Here is a 12,561-nt window from a genome sequence, read left to right as displayed (position 1 = left end):
CCCGCCCGGAGCCGTACCCCACCACCGGTGCCGTGCGCCCGCGCACCCCGCACCAGGCTCAGCGCGCGCTGCCGCGGTAGCGCCCCGGCGTCACCCCGACCAGCTTCTTGAAGTGCCGGGTGAGGTGGGCCTGGTCGCAGAACCCGGCCACCGCGGCCACCTCACCGGGCGGCACGCCCTCCAGCAGCAGCCGGCGGGCGCGCCCCACTCGCCGCGACATCAGGTACTGGTGCGGGGCGATGCCGTAGGCGGCGCTGAACGCCCGTACCAGATGTGCGGGATGGGCGTGCAGCAGTCCGGCGGCCTGCTCCAGCGAGACGCCCTCGACCACGCGCGCGTCGAGCAACTCCCGCAGCTCGCGGGCGAGCCGGGGGTCGGTGCGCCGCGGGCGCCCGCCGGGCCGGCGCAGCAGATGGTCGCGCAGCCGCTCCCCGACCAGGGTCAGCCTGCTCTCCGCCTCCAGTTCGTCGCCGGGCCGGGCGAGGGCGGAGTGCAGCTGGCCGACCCGCAGCCGCAGCACCGGATCGCGCAGATCGGGCCCGTCCACGGCGGCCCCGATCAGCTCCTCGCCCAGCCGGCTGCTGTCGAGGTACACCACGCGCTTGCGGAAGCCGCCGGGCGTGGCCGGGGAGCCGTTGTGCGGCACGTGCGGCGGCAGCAGGGAGACCGTGTCGTGCGGGGTGCCGTGCTCGTGCCGCTCGAGGTCGTAGCGCACGGCCCCGTCGTCCACGATGAGCAGCGTCCACGCGTCATGGACGTGCATCGGGTAGGCGTACTCGGTGAAGTGGGCGTGGAACACCTCGGTGACGCCCGGGACCCGGGGACGCCACGCGCTGACTTCCTGCCGGGCGGCCATGCAAAGAACGTACAAGACGGTCGCGCACGGCGGTCGGCAGTCTCATTCCATGAGCACCACGATCACCGAGACCACCGAACCCATCCGTTTCGACACGAAGATCGCCGTACTGCTTCGCGACGACCTGGAGCCGTGGCAGCGGCTGAACGTGACCGCCTTCCTGGTCAGCGGCCTGGGCACGACGGCGCCCGAGGTGATCGGAGAGCCGTACGAGGACGCCGACGCAGTGGCGTACCTGCCCATGTTCCGGCAGCCGGTCCTGGTCTTCGAGGGCACCAAGGAGGTCCTGAAGGCGGCCCACGGCAGGGCGCTCGCCCGCGCCCTGCCCCGCGCCGTCTTCACCGCCGACCTGTTCTCCACGGGCAACGACCGCGACAACCGCGCGGCCGTGCGCGCCGTGCCGACGGCGGAGCTGGACCTCGTCGGACTCGCGGTGTACGGCCCGCGCAACGGGGTGGACAAGGTGCTCAAGGGCGCGCGGATGCACCCCTGAGCCGGCCGCCGCGGGTCAGCCGAACATGCCGGGCACGTAGTCGCCGGCGGGCTGCTGGACGATGACGTTCGCACGGTTGTAGGCGTTGATCAGCGCGATGATGGCGATCAGCGCGGCGAGCTGATCCTCGTCGTAGTGCTTGGCGGCGTTCGCCCACACCTCGTCGCTGACCCCGCCGGCCGCGTCGGCGATCCGGGTGCCCTGCTCGGCCAGCTCCAGGGCGGCCCGCTCGGCGTCGGTGAACACCGTGGCCTCCCGCCAGGTCGCGACCAGGTTCAGGCGGGTGGGGGTCTCACCGGCCGCCGCGGCGTCCTTGGTGTGCATGTCCGTGCAGAACCCGCACCCGTTGATCTGACTGGCCCGGATCTTGACCAGCTCCTGCGTGGCGGCCGGCAGCGTGGAATTGGCGATCACCTTGCCGGCCGCGTTGAAGTGCTTGAAGAGCTGGGCGGCGAGGGGGTTGGTGTGGAGGTTCAGCCGAGCGTCCATGGTCTGCTCCTGAGTGGTTGTTCGCTGCTTGCACCACTTCGACGCAACGGCCCGGACGGAATGTGACACGGCCGGATGTGACACCCGTCACGTCCGTGACGCCCAGGTCAGGCCGCCTCCGCCGGCTGCACCTGTGCCCCGGTCTCCGCCCGCGTGCCGGCCGGTGCCTGGGCCTCCGGCGGAAGGCGGCGCATCAGCAGTGCGTACCCGAGTCCCGCGACGGTCCCGACGGCGGCGCACATGCCCCACAGCCACCGCGCGCCGAACCGGTCGATGACCGCGCCGGACATCAGGGGCGCGACCAGCGCGGCGACGGACCAGGACAGGGTGTACATGCCCTGGTAGCGCCCGCGCCCATGCACCGGCGAGAGCCGTACGACCAGCCCGGTCTGGGTCGGCGCGTTGACGATCTCGGCGAGGGTCCACACGCACACGGTGAGCGTGAAGGCGCCGACCGAACCGGCGAAGGCGGTGAGCCCGAAGCCGTACCCGGCCAGGAGCGAGGAGGCGACCAGCAGGCTGCGCGGGTCGCGGTGCTCGATGAACCGGGTGACGGGGATCTGCAGCGCGATGATCAGGATGCCGTTGACCGCCACGGCCATGCCGTAGTCGGCGGGCGAGAACCCGGCCCGCCCCATGGCCACCGGCAGCCCGACCGAGCCCTGTTGGAAGACCAGCGCGACCAGGAAGGACAGCCCGACGACGGCCATGTACCGCCTGTCGCGCAGCACCGTCCCGAGGCCGACGTCCACGTCCGCGTGCCGGGCCGTGGCCACGGGCCGCGACTCGGGCAGCTTCAGGAAGACCACGACCGCGCACACGGCCGTCATCCCGGCCTCGATCAGGAACCCGGCGAGATAGCTGTACTCGGCGATGAAGCCGGCGGCCGTGGAGGACACGGCGAAGCCGAGGTTGATGGCCCAGTAGTTGAGCGAGAAGGCCCGCACCCGGTCCTCGGGCCGGACGATGTCGGCCATCATCGCCTGCACGGCGGGCCGCGAGGCGTTGGAGGCCATGCCGACGAGGAAGGCGACACCGGCGATGGCGACGGGATCGGTCATGAACCCGAGCAGCGCGACGGAGCCGGCGGTCGCCGACTGGGCGAGGAGCAGGGTGGGCCGCCGCCCCAGCCGGTCGGCCATCACACCGCCGGCCAGCGAGGAGACGACGCCGCCCAGCCCGTGCAGCGAGGCGACGAGGCCGGCGTAGGAGGCCGAGTAGCCGCGGTCGAGCGTCAGATAGAGGGCCATGAAGGTGGCCACGAAGGCGCCGAGCCGGTTGACCAGGGTGCTGGTCCACAGCCACCAGAACTCGCGGGGGAGGCCGGAGACGGTCTCCCGGGCGGCACGTCTCAGACGGGCGGCGGACATGACAGGACCCCCCACGGATCGGCGGACGCCCGGGTACGGACGCTGTAAGCGGCTCAAGCGGTACGCACACCTTACGTGTGCCCGATCCGCGGAGGCCACCGGATTAACGGGCCGCGTCGGCGGTCCACCCATCGGGCGGCCCGGGCGGGGCCGCGAACCCGTGGATTACGCTCTGTCCCATGGCCGACGCACCGTACAAGCTGATCCTCCTCCGCCACGGCGAGAGCGAGTGGAACGCGAAGAACCTGTTCACCGGCTGGGTGGACGTCAACCTGAACGAGAAGGGCGAGAAGGAGGCAGTCCGCGGCGGCGAGCTCCTGAAGGACGCCGACCTCCTGCCCGACGTGGTCCACACGTCCCTCCAGAAGCGGGCGATCCGCACCGCGCAGCTGGCCCTCGAGGCCGCCGACCGCCACTGGATCCCGGTCCACCGCACCTGGCGCCTGAACGAGCGCCACTACGGCGCCCTCCAGGGCAAGAACAAGGCGGAGACGCTGGCCGAGTTCGGCGAGGAGCAGTTCATGCTCTGGCGCCGCTCCTACGACACCCCGCCGCCCCCGCTGCCGGACGACTCCGAGTTCTCCCAGGCGCACGACGCCCGCTACGCCTCCATCCCGCCGGAGCTGCGCCCGAACACGGAGTGCCTGAAGGACGTCGTCCTGCGCATGCTCCCCTACTGGTACGACGGCATCGTCCCCGACCTCCTGGCCGGCCGGACCGTCCTGGTCGCGGCCCACGGCAACTCGCTCCGCGCCCTCGTCAAGCACCTCGACGGCATCTCCGACGCCGACATCGCGGGCCTGAACATCCCCACGGGCATCCCCCTCTCCTACGAACTCGACGCCGACTTCAAGCCGGTCACCCCCGGCGGCACGTACCTCGACCCCGAGGCGGCCGCAGCGGCGATCGAGGCGGTGAAGAACCAGGGCAAGAAGAAGTAACCGCCCACGGACAAGCCCCCTGCCTGCGGTTTCCGCCGCCGGCAGGGGGCTTGCTCGTGGGCTGGGCCGTCAGGTCGGGTGCACGCCTCAGTGTCCGGCGGTGAGTGCGCCGCTCAGTTTGCCGAGCGGCGGAGAGCGGTCTCGCGGCCCGGCGGCCCGTGTGTACGGCGTCGTTCCGCACGGAGGTGCGATTGCTTTGCCGGGGCGGGGAACCCGGCAGGAAGCGGATGAGGCCGGACGGGATGCTGATGGATCATGTCTGCTGAGCGTGCGGCACGACGGGGGTGGTGAACATGCCGCCGGAGGAGCCCTGGCCGTCGGACGGCGCTGGTGTGCCGCCCGAGGAGCCACGGCCGTCGGACGGCGGTGGTGTGCCGCTCGAGGCCCGGGCACGTCTGCGGGTGAGCGAGACGCTGGCCGCCGCCGCACGGGACGTCGGCGACCCGCGGCAGGTCCCGGTGGCGCTGTGCGCGGCGTGCGCCCGGCTGCTGCCGGTCACCGGGGCCTCGGTGTCGATCTCCGGCGGGACCGGTGTCCGCGTCACCTGGTGTGCCAGCGACCGGGTCGCCGCCCGGCTGGCCGAGTTGCAGTACACGGTGGGCGACGGCCCCTGCCAGACCGCCCTCGACCGGGGCGCCCCGGTCATCGCGGTCGATCTCGCGCAGGGCCGCGACGCCCGCCGCTGGCCGATCTTCGCGCACGAGGCGGTGGCACTCGGCGTCCGCGCGGTGTTCTCCCTCCCCCTCGGCGTCCACGGCGCCGCGATCGGCACCCTCGACCTGTACAGCGACCGGGCCGGCGGGCTCGCGGACCCGGATCTGCGGACCGCGCTGTGGGTGCGGGACGCGGTGACCTGTGCCCTGATGAGCCTGCCGACCGCCGGCCGGGACGGCGCCGGTCAGGACGCGGAGGACGACGAGGTGGCGTCCTGGGTGACGGCCTCGGAGGCCGACCACACCGAGGTCTACCAGGCCGTCGGCATGGTCATGGTCCAGTTGGGGGCGGATCCCGAGGAGGCCCTGGACCGGCTGCGGGCCCGCGCGTTCGCCGACGGCCGCACCGTCACTCAGGTGGCCCGGGAGGTCCTGGCCCGCACACTCCGCTTCCGGCCGGAGCCGGACGGCGACGCCGGCGCCGGGCAGGGCGGGGCCGGCCTGGGCGGGGACGGACGTGACGGCGGTGGCGAGGGACGGAGAGGCGGCCGGTGACGGGCCGTGATGCGGCTCGCGGAAGTCGTTGGTCCGGCTGGGGCCGGTCACGTGACCGGGCGGGTGTGCCGGTGGTGGAGGGGAGGTCAGGCGGCCGGTGACGGTTGTGCCGCGGCTCGCGGTATCGCTCGCCGGGGCGGCCGGCGCCCCTCACATGACAGGCAGCGCGTCGAACAGGTCGATGTCCTGGTGCGGGCCGACCCGCTGCTCGCACCAGATCGTCTTTCCCCGGCGCGAGTGCCGTGTGCCCCACCTCTCGGTGAGCTGCGCGACCAGCAGCAGCCCTCGTCCCCCTTCGTCGGAGAGGCGGGCCCTGCGCATGTGCGGCGCGGTGCTGCTGCCGTCGAACACCTCGCAGATGAGGGGCTGGTCACGGATCAGACGCAGTTGAATCGGCGGCCGACCGTAGCGGATGGCATTGGTGACGAGTTCGCTCACGAGCAGCTCGGTGATGTAGCCGGAGTCGACGAGTCCCCAGTCGTCCAGGTGCCGGGCGGTCCAGGAGCGGGCCTCGGCGACGAACGAGTCCTGCCGCGGGACATCGAGTACGGCGACCTGCTCGGCGCCGAGCGCACGGGTACGTGCCAGGAGGAGCGCCGCGTCATCCGTCGGCCGGGGCGGCAGCAGCTGTCGCAGCGTCTCCTCGCAGAGCTCGTCCAGGGAGAGCCCAGGGGTCCGCAGCACCTGCCCGAGCTTGTTGAGCGCGAGGTCGACATCGTGGTCGTGGGCATGGAGCACACCGTTGGAGTAGAGCGCCAGCACAGTGCCCGCGGGGAGAGCCAGCTCCGTGCATTCGAAGGGCAGTCCGCCGACGCCGAGGGGCGGTCCGCACGGTGCGTCCAGGAAGGTGGTCGTGCCGCTCGGAGGGACCACGGCGGGAGGCGGGTGCCCCGCGGAGGCGATGGAGCACACCTGGGATACGGGGTCGTACACGGCATAGGTGCAGGTCGCCCCCACGTCGCCGCTCGCCTCGGGATGCCGGTTCTCCGTACGGAGCCGGGTCAGCACGTCGTCGAGGTGTGTCAGGAGTTCGTCCGGGGGCAGGTCCACATCGGCGAGGGTGCGTACCGCCGTCCGCAGTCTGCCCATGGTCGCCGCGGCGCTGATGCCGTGGCCGACGACATCACCCACCACCAGCGCGACGCGCTTGCCCGACAGCGGAATCACGTCGAACCAGTCGCCACCGACTCCGACATGGGAGTCGGCGGGCCGGTACCGGCCCGCGGTCTGGACCGCGGTCTGATCCGTCCGCGTGTGCGGCAGCAGGCTCTGTTGCAGAGCGAGCGCCGTGGCCCGCTCTCGTGTGTAGCGCCGCGCGTTGTCGAGGCACACCGCTGCCCGTGAGACGAGTTCCTCGATGAGGAGCCGGTCGTCGTCCGTGAATGCGCCCTGCTTGTTCCGGAACAGGACGACGACTCCGATCACTGCCCCTCGCGCCCCCACCGGGGTGACCATCACCGAGCACCAGCCGTATTTCTTGAACCTTCTGGCTCGCCTCGGGTCTTCGGCGAGCCAGGCCGCCATCTCCGGATCGCCCGACGACAGAACAATGGTCCGGTTCATTATCATGCTTTGGACCGGGGGCGAATGGGCGGGATAGAAGGCGACCTCACCGACATCGCTCGTCGTTTCCGGGGCACCGGGGCGCACCGACGAGTGCGCCCCGCGCCGGAGGGCCACCTTGTCGCTGAACGGACCGGGCTCTTCACCGCGAAGCATGCTGTCCAGCAGATCCAGATGGCACCAGTCGGACAGCTGAGGGCACAGCAGATCGACGAGTTCACGAGCGGTGACCGACACGTCGAGTGTCGTACCGATGCGCTCACTCGCCTCGCTCAGGAGCATGAGCCGCTGCCTGGCGCGGCGCTGCTCCGTCACGTCGGAGAGCGTGGAGCAGAGGCCGACGGCACGGTCCGACGAGTCGAACATCGGGCCGGCCGCCGCGACGAATACGCGCTCGCGATCCGGGGAGTCGGGGACGGGGGTCCGAACTTCCCGACTGGTTATTTCAGAACCTTCGGCAAGGGCACGACACAATTCCGCTTCCCACTCGACGCCGCCGTCGCCGGTGAGGGTCTGGCTCGAGATCTCATCGAGGCATTCGCAGTTCGGCGACCCGGTCAGACGCACCATGGCGGCATTTTTTCGCAGGCAGCGGAGATCTTTCCCGTACACGGTGAGCGCCATCGGCGCACTCTCGTAGAGCCAGCGCAGAACGGCCTCGTCGATCTCCTCGTTCTCCACGTCCACCGGGAGTCTGAAGGAGAGAAACGACCAGGGCGGTCCGCCGGCGACCACGGCGGCCCGCTGAGTGCGCACCCAGAGCGGCAGGTCCTCTCCGCTTTTCGCCCGGAACGACAAAAACCCCGTCCAGCTGTCCGGCGACTTCGCGGATCGCTGGAAGGACGGGGACGGCGTGGCGAGTATGTGGTCCAGATGCTGCCCGAGGACCTGATGGGCAGCGTATCCGAGCACGGACTCCGCTTCCGGTGTCCATGCCCTGACGTGCCCCTGCTCATCGAGCACGAGCAGGCCCTGAGCCGGTTGTGCCGTATGGCGATTGCCGTAGCGGCTCATGTCACCACCCACTCCGGTGAAGCACGCGCCTGCGTAGCACCAGTGTGCGCCACCGGGCGTGGCACAGCCACGACACGGTGCCCCGGGGGGAATCCCGCAGTGACGTGGGACATGCCGCCGAGCGGCGGGCCGGGAGCGGGTGTCAGGTGGCAGCGCCCGCCCACCGGCTGACGCCCCCCTGCGGCGCGACTAACCTGAGAGGGGGACGAGCCAGGGGACGAGGGGATCCCGTGGCACGCAGGCAGGGGGCCCGCGATGGAGCACTTCACCTGCCGGACCGTGGCGGATCTGGCCCTGCCGGGGCCCACGACGGGCCGCTTGACCATCCTGGCTCTCTACGGCGACGCCGATGCGGGCTCCGATCTGTACTCCGCCCTCCACGCGTCGGGACCCGCCCAGCTCGTCCTCGACCTCGGCGGCCTGCACCGGCTGTCCCCCACCGCGGCCGAGACCCTGTACCGGTTCGCCGCGTCCGCCGCCGCGCACGGCCGCCCGATGCTCCTCGTCGGCTGCCCGGCCGAGGTCGCGGCCGTCCTCGCGCGGGCACGGCCACCGGGTGTGTCCGGACACGAGCAGTTCCCGACGGTGTCCGAAGCGCTCGCGGCCGTCCTCGCCCGCACCCTCGTGAGCGCGGCGCCGTCCGGTGCCCGCCCGCCCCCGCTGGAACTGCGCCCGCACGTCCTGCTGTTGCGCCACGCACTGCTCGCCCGCGCCCTCGTCGGCCGTGCGCAGGGCATGCTCATGGAGCGCTACGGCCTGCGGGACGCCCGGGTGGCCGGCGCGCTGCTGTGGGCCGTCGCCCGGGAGCACCGGGCGGCTCCCCTCCGGCTGGCGGCGGCGATCATCCAGGCCCCCGCGCCGCGGCCCGGCGCGCGGTGGTTTCCCGGGCGGGGGCCCGCCGCCCGGCCGGCCGTCGGCTTCGTCACCGCGCCGGCCGACCGGCCGCTGCCGCTGCCGGTGTTCCTGGATGCGCTGCGCGACGCCGGCTGCGCGATCACGCACACGCACGCGGCCGGCGTCCAGCTCATCGATCCCAGCGACAACACGCTGTGGCTGGAGTCCAGTTGCGGTCTCCCGGCGGAGTTCGTGCGCTTCTTCGCGGTGACCGGCGACACCGGCACCTGCTGCGGGGAGGCCGCCCGCAAGAACGAGCGGATCGTCGTCGACGACGTCGCCTCATCCCCCTACTTCGACGAACCCTCCCGCGCCATGGTGCTCGCCGCGCACAGCCGCTCGGTGCAGAGCACCCCCGTCCCGGGTCCGGCCGGACGGCCGCAGGGCGTGCTCTCCACCCACCACGAGCGGCCGGGGCACGTCTTCACCGGGACCGAGCTCGGCGCGCTGGACGCCGTCGCCCGGGAGGCGGGGGCGTGGCTGGACTGGTACCGGACGACCACGCTGCTGGACGCGCTGGAGGATCTGCACCGGCGCGCTCGGGCCCGGTGACCGAACGGCCGGAGGCGGGCGCGGGAAAGGCCGGTGCGCACCCGGTGCACACCGGCCCCACGGGTCGTACGGTCGTACGACCCGTCAGCCGCACTGGCAGGTGCCGCCCGACTGGCATCCGCAGCCGCACCCGGAGCCGCAGCCGCACGCGGCGACCAGTGGCAGGCTCCTGATCTCGGCGGGCTGCTCGGTCTCGCGGTCCTGCGTGGGGTCGGGCGTGGTGCTGGGGGATTCGGCCATGGGTCCCTCCTAGACGCTGGGGCAGGGGTGCCCTCGCCCATTTCATGCCCGTTCCGCCCGGCGCATCAACGGCGCACGGAGGCGTCCGCGCTCCTGGCCGGCCCGCCGTGGCCCGGTTGCGCGCCCTCGGCTCCCGTCACGGCTGGATGTCCTGCTGGAGCTCGTCCGCGTGCTCGCCGGTGACCAGGTAGACCACGCGCTTGGCGACGGCCACGGCGTGGTCGGCGTATCGCTCGTAGTAGCGGCCGAGCAGGGTGACGTCGACGGCCGTCTCGATGCCGTGCTTCCAGCGCTCGTCGATCAGGTGCTGGAAGAGGGCGCGGTGCAGCAGGTCCATCTCGTCGTCGTCCTGCTCCAGCTGCAGGGCGAGGTCGACGTCCTTCGTGACGATCACCTCGGCGGCCTTGGCCATCAGGCGCTGCGCGAGCTGGCCCATCTCCAGGATGGTCGCGTGCAGGTCCTGCGGCACGGCCCGCTCGGGGAAGCGCAGCCGGGCCAGCTTCGCCACGTGCTGGGCCAGGTCGCCGGAGCGCTCCAGGTCGGCCGACATGCGCAGCGAGGTGACGACGATGCGCAGGTCCGTCGCCACCGGCTGCTGCCTGGCCAGCAGGGCTATGGCCCGGGCCTCCAGGTCGTGCTGGAGCTCGTCGACCTTCTGGTCCGCCTCGATCACGCTCTCGGCCAGCTTCAGGTCGGCGTCGAGGATGGCGGTGGTGGCGCGCCCGATCGCAGAGCCGACCAGCCGGGCCATCTCCACCAGACCATCGCCGATCGAGTCCAGTTCCTCGTGGTACGCGTCCCGCATCAGGCTTCCCTCTCATAGGTGTGCTTGGTCCCCACGCTCCCACGTTCCGTGGCGTACGCGTCCGTTTCCGCCACCCCGAATGAACCCGTGCCGGCTCCCAGGTGAACTCTGGGCGACGAGTGTCCGAGGTCGCACTCCGACGGCTGTGGTCATGTCGTACCCCATGCCTAACCTGGACGCATGGACGTGAACGCGGCGGTCGCCGCAGCGGCAGCGATCGCCGGGGTGCTCACCGGCGTCATCGCCATGCTGGCGCTCCGCTGGAGCGAACGCGACCAGAAGCGACCGACCAGGACCTCCCTGCACACCGATGCCGTGCTCCCGCCCGGCGTGGACACCGTCCTGTCGGTGCTGCGTTCCTCGGCCGTGGTCCTCGACGAGGGCGACGTCGTGGTCAAGGCCAGCTCCGCCGCCTACGCCCTCGGCCTGGTCCGCGGCGGCAGGCTCGCCGTCGACCCGATGCTGCAGATGGCCCGGGACACCCGACGCGACGGCGAGATACGCCAGGTCGAGCTGGACCTGCCCCGGCGCGGCACCGGCCGCGGAGAGGCCCTGGCCGTCTCCGCACGCGTGGCGCCGCTCGGCTCCCGCCTGGTCCTGCTGCTGGTCGAGGACCTGACCGAGGCCCGCCGCATCGAGGCCGTGCGCCGCGACTTCGTCGCGAACGTCAGCCACGAGCTCAAGACCCCGGTCGGCGCGCTCTCCCTGCTGTCCGAGGCCGTGATGGACGCCTCCGACGACCCCGCGGCCGTCCAGCGCTTCGCGGGCCGCATGCAGATCGAGGCCACGCGGCTGACCAACCTGGTCCAGGAGCTGATCGACCTCTCACGGGTCCAGAACGACGACCCGCTGGAGGACGCCGAGCCCGTCCGGGTCGACGAGCTGGTCGCCGAGGCCGTCGACCGCTGCCGCCACCAGGCGGGCACCAAGCAGATCACCATGGCCGCGGGGGGCACCGCCGACCTGCACGTCTGGGGCAACCGCGGCCAGCTGGCCGCCGCCCTCGGCAACCTGGTCGAGAACGCCGTCAACTACTCCCCGGCCCGCACCCGCGTCGGCATAGCCGCCCGCAGGGTCAGCGCCCCCGGCGGCGACATGATCGAGCTCGCCGTCACGGACCAGGGCATCGGCATCTCCGACAAGGACAAGGAGCGCATCTTCGAGCGCTTCTACCGCGTCGACCCGGCCCGCTCCCGGGACACCGGCGGCACCGGCCTGGGCCTGGCGATCGTCAAGCACGTGGTCGCCTCGCACGGCGGGGAGGTCACGGTCTGGAGCGCCGAGGGCCAGGGCTCCACCTTCACCCTGAGGCTGCCGGAGGCGGGCGCGGCCCGCGACCGCGCGCAGCAGCATCCGGACCTCGACGACGAGGCCGGCGAGTCATGCCCGTACGAACCGCTTCCCGCCCCGGAGGTCCTTCCGTGACCCGAGTGCTCGTCGTCGAGGACGAGGAGTCCTTCTCCGACGCCCTGTCGTACATGCTCCGCAAGGAGGGCTTCGAGGTCGCCGTGGCGGCCACCGGCCCCGACGGACTCGACGAGTTCGAGCGCAACGGCGCCGACCTCGTCCTCCTCGACCTGATGCTGCCGGGCCTGCCCGGCACCGAGGTGTGCCGCCAGCTGCGCGGCCGCTCCAACGTCCCCGTGATCATGGTGACCGCGAAGGACAGCGAGATCGACAAGGTCGTCGGCCTCGAGATAGGGGCCGACGACTACGTCACCAAGCCGTTCTCCACCCGTGAGCTGGTCGCGCGCATCCGCGCGGTGCTGCGCCGCCGCGGCGAGCCGGAGGAGGTCACCCCGGCCGCGCTGGAGGCCGGGCCGGTCCGCATGGACGTCGACCGCCACGTGGTCACCGTCGGCGGCACCAAGGTCGACCTGCCGCTGAAGGAGTTCGACCTGCTGGAGATGCTCCTGCGCAACGCCGGCCGCGTGCTGACCCGCATGCAGCTCATCGACCGTGTCTGGGGCGCCGACTACGTCGGTGACACCAAGACCCTCGACGTCCACGTCAAGCGCCTGCGCGCCAAGATCGAGCCGGACCCGGGCGCGCCCCGGTATCTGGTGACGGTGCGCGGCCTCGGCTACAAGTTCGAGCCGTAGACCGCGCGCACCCGCGGCACGGCGAAGGGCGGCA

The 12,561-nt window shown here is 72.2% G+C and carries 12 protein-coding genes; 6 read left to right on the top strand and 6 right to left on the bottom strand.

Annotated elements, in window-relative coordinates; all coding sequences use genetic code 11:
- Nucleotides 1–58 precede the first annotated feature (58 nt).
- Nucleotides 59–856, bottom strand: coding sequence for an AraC family transcriptional regulator (locus ACLU3S_RS02105; RefSeq protein WP_413949947.1), 798 nt, complete (start codon nucleotides 854–856; stop codon nucleotides 59–61).
- A gap of 49 nt (nucleotides 857–905) precedes the next feature.
- On the opposite strand from ACLU3S_RS02105, the gene ACLU3S_RS02100 reads away from it, so the two are divergent.
- Complete coding sequence (locus ACLU3S_RS02100) at nucleotides 906–1,349, top strand: DUF2000 family protein (RefSeq protein WP_413949946.1); 444 nt, start codon at nucleotides 906–908, stop codon at nucleotides 1,347–1,349.
- Between the two features lie 15 nt (nucleotides 1,350–1,364).
- Here ACLU3S_RS02100 and ACLU3S_RS02095 read toward each other — a convergent pair whose 3' ends face one another.
- Both ACLU3S_RS02095 and ACLU3S_RS02090 read right to left on the bottom strand, forming a co-directional pair.
- Complete coding sequence (locus ACLU3S_RS02095) at nucleotides 1,365–1,838, bottom strand: carboxymuconolactone decarboxylase family protein (protein ID WP_413949945.1); 474 nt, start codon at nucleotides 1,836–1,838, stop codon at nucleotides 1,365–1,367.
- Nucleotides 1,839–1,945: 107 nt separating this feature from the next.
- A complete protein-coding gene (locus tag ACLU3S_RS02090; protein WP_413949944.1) occupies nucleotides 1,946–3,208 on the bottom strand; it encodes an MDR family MFS transporter in 1,263 nt (420 codons plus the stop codon).
- Between the two features lie 179 nt (nucleotides 3,209–3,387).
- Between ACLU3S_RS02090 and ACLU3S_RS02085 the strand changes: the two genes are divergently transcribed.
- The gene (locus ACLU3S_RS02085) at nucleotides 3,388–4,149 is read left to right on the top strand and encodes a phosphoglyceromutase (RefSeq protein ID WP_413949943.1); all 762 of its coding nucleotides are present in this window, start codon (nucleotides 3,388–3,390) and stop codon (nucleotides 4,147–4,149) included.
- 401 nt (nucleotides 4,150–4,550) lie between these two features.
- On the top strand, nucleotides 4,551–5,357 hold the full coding sequence (locus ACLU3S_RS02080) for a GAF and ANTAR domain-containing protein (RefSeq protein WP_413949942.1): 807 nt from the start codon (nucleotides 4,551–4,553) through the stop codon (nucleotides 5,355–5,357).
- 150 nt (nucleotides 5,358–5,507) lie between these two features.
- On the opposite strand, the gene ACLU3S_RS02075 is transcribed toward ACLU3S_RS02080, so the two are convergent.
- Nucleotides 5,508–7,832: a SpoIIE family protein phosphatase gene (locus tag ACLU3S_RS02075; RefSeq protein ID WP_413949941.1), complete on the bottom strand. Its 2,325-nt coding sequence runs from the start codon at nucleotides 7,830–7,832 to the stop codon at nucleotides 5,508–5,510.
- Nucleotides 7,833–8,189: 357 nt separating this feature from the next.
- On the opposite strand from ACLU3S_RS02075, the gene ACLU3S_RS02070 reads away from it, so the two are divergent.
- Nucleotides 8,190–9,380 carry a GAF domain-containing protein gene (locus ACLU3S_RS02070; protein ID WP_413949940.1) on the top strand — a complete coding sequence of 397 codons (1,191 nt, stop codon included), beginning with the start codon at nucleotides 8,190–8,192 and terminating at the stop codon, nucleotides 9,378–9,380.
- 84 nt (nucleotides 9,381–9,464) lie between these two features.
- Here the strand turns inward: ACLU3S_RS02070 and ACLU3S_RS02065 are convergent, their stop codons facing one another.
- Entirely contained in the window at nucleotides 9,465–9,620 is a 156-nt protein-coding gene (locus tag ACLU3S_RS02065; RefSeq protein ID WP_413949939.1) for a hypothetical protein, read from the bottom strand.
- A 136-nt stretch (nucleotides 9,621–9,756) separates the two neighbouring features.
- Complete coding sequence (phoU, locus tag ACLU3S_RS02060) at nucleotides 9,757–10,425, bottom strand: phosphate signaling complex protein PhoU (protein ID WP_413949938.1); 669 nt, start codon at nucleotides 10,423–10,425, stop codon at nucleotides 9,757–9,759.
- 180 nt (nucleotides 10,426–10,605) lie between these two features.
- On the opposite strand from phoU, the gene ACLU3S_RS02055 reads away from it, so the two are divergent.
- Both ACLU3S_RS02055 and ACLU3S_RS02050 read left to right on the top strand, forming a co-directional pair.
- A complete protein-coding gene (locus ACLU3S_RS02055) occupies nucleotides 10,606–11,850 on the top strand; it encodes a sensor histidine kinase (protein WP_413949937.1) in 1,245 nt (414 codons plus the stop codon).
- Nucleotides 11,847–12,527: a response regulator gene (locus tag ACLU3S_RS02050; protein ID WP_413949936.1), complete on the top strand. Its 681-nt coding sequence runs from the start codon at nucleotides 11,847–11,849 to the stop codon at nucleotides 12,525–12,527. Before ACLU3S_RS02055 ends, ACLU3S_RS02050 begins: the two co-directional genes overlap by 4 nt.
- The last annotated feature ends 34 nt before the right edge of the window (nucleotides 12,528–12,561 follow it).

Source organism: Streptomyces sp. AF1A, assembly GCF_047340315.1.
In the GTDB taxonomy this organism is placed as follows: domain Bacteria; phylum Actinomycetota; class Actinomycetes; order Streptomycetales; family Streptomycetaceae; genus Streptomyces.
Note: the sequence above shows the minus strand (reverse complement) of the source record. Positions and strands in the feature narration are given on the sequence as shown.

What these genes read in the sequence shown, in the direction of transcription:
- ACLU3S_RS02105 (WP_413949947.1), bottom strand. Translation starts at nt 856, where the DNA reads ATGGCCGCCCGGCAGGAAGTCAGCGCGTGGCGTCCCCGGGTCCCGGGC.
- ACLU3S_RS02100 (WP_413949946.1), top strand. Translation starts at nt 906, where the DNA reads ATGAGCACCACGATCACCGAGACCACCGAACCCATCCGTTTCGACACG.
- ACLU3S_RS02095 (WP_413949945.1), bottom strand. Translation starts at nt 1,838, where the DNA reads ATGGACGCTCGGCTGAACCTCCACACCAACCCCCTCGCCGCCCAGCTC.
- ACLU3S_RS02090 (WP_413949944.1), bottom strand. Translation starts at nt 3,208, where the DNA reads ATGTCCGCCGCCCGTCTGAGACGTGCCGCCCGGGAGACCGTCTCCGGC.
- ACLU3S_RS02085 (WP_413949943.1), top strand. Translation starts at nt 3,388, where the DNA reads ATGGCCGACGCACCGTACAAGCTGATCCTCCTCCGCCACGGCGAGAGC.
- ACLU3S_RS02070 (WP_413949940.1), top strand. Translation starts at nt 8,190, where the DNA reads ATGGAGCACTTCACCTGCCGGACCGTGGCGGATCTGGCCCTGCCGGGG.
- ACLU3S_RS02065 (WP_413949939.1), bottom strand. Translation starts at nt 9,620, where the DNA reads ATGGCCGAATCCCCCAGCACCACGCCCGACCCCACGCAGGACCGCGAG.
- phoU (WP_413949938.1), bottom strand. Translation starts at nt 10,425, where the DNA reads ATGCGGGACGCGTACCACGAGGAACTGGACTCGATCGGCGATGGTCTG.
- ACLU3S_RS02055 (WP_413949937.1), top strand. Translation starts at nt 10,606, where the DNA reads ATGGACGTGAACGCGGCGGTCGCCGCAGCGGCAGCGATCGCCGGGGTG.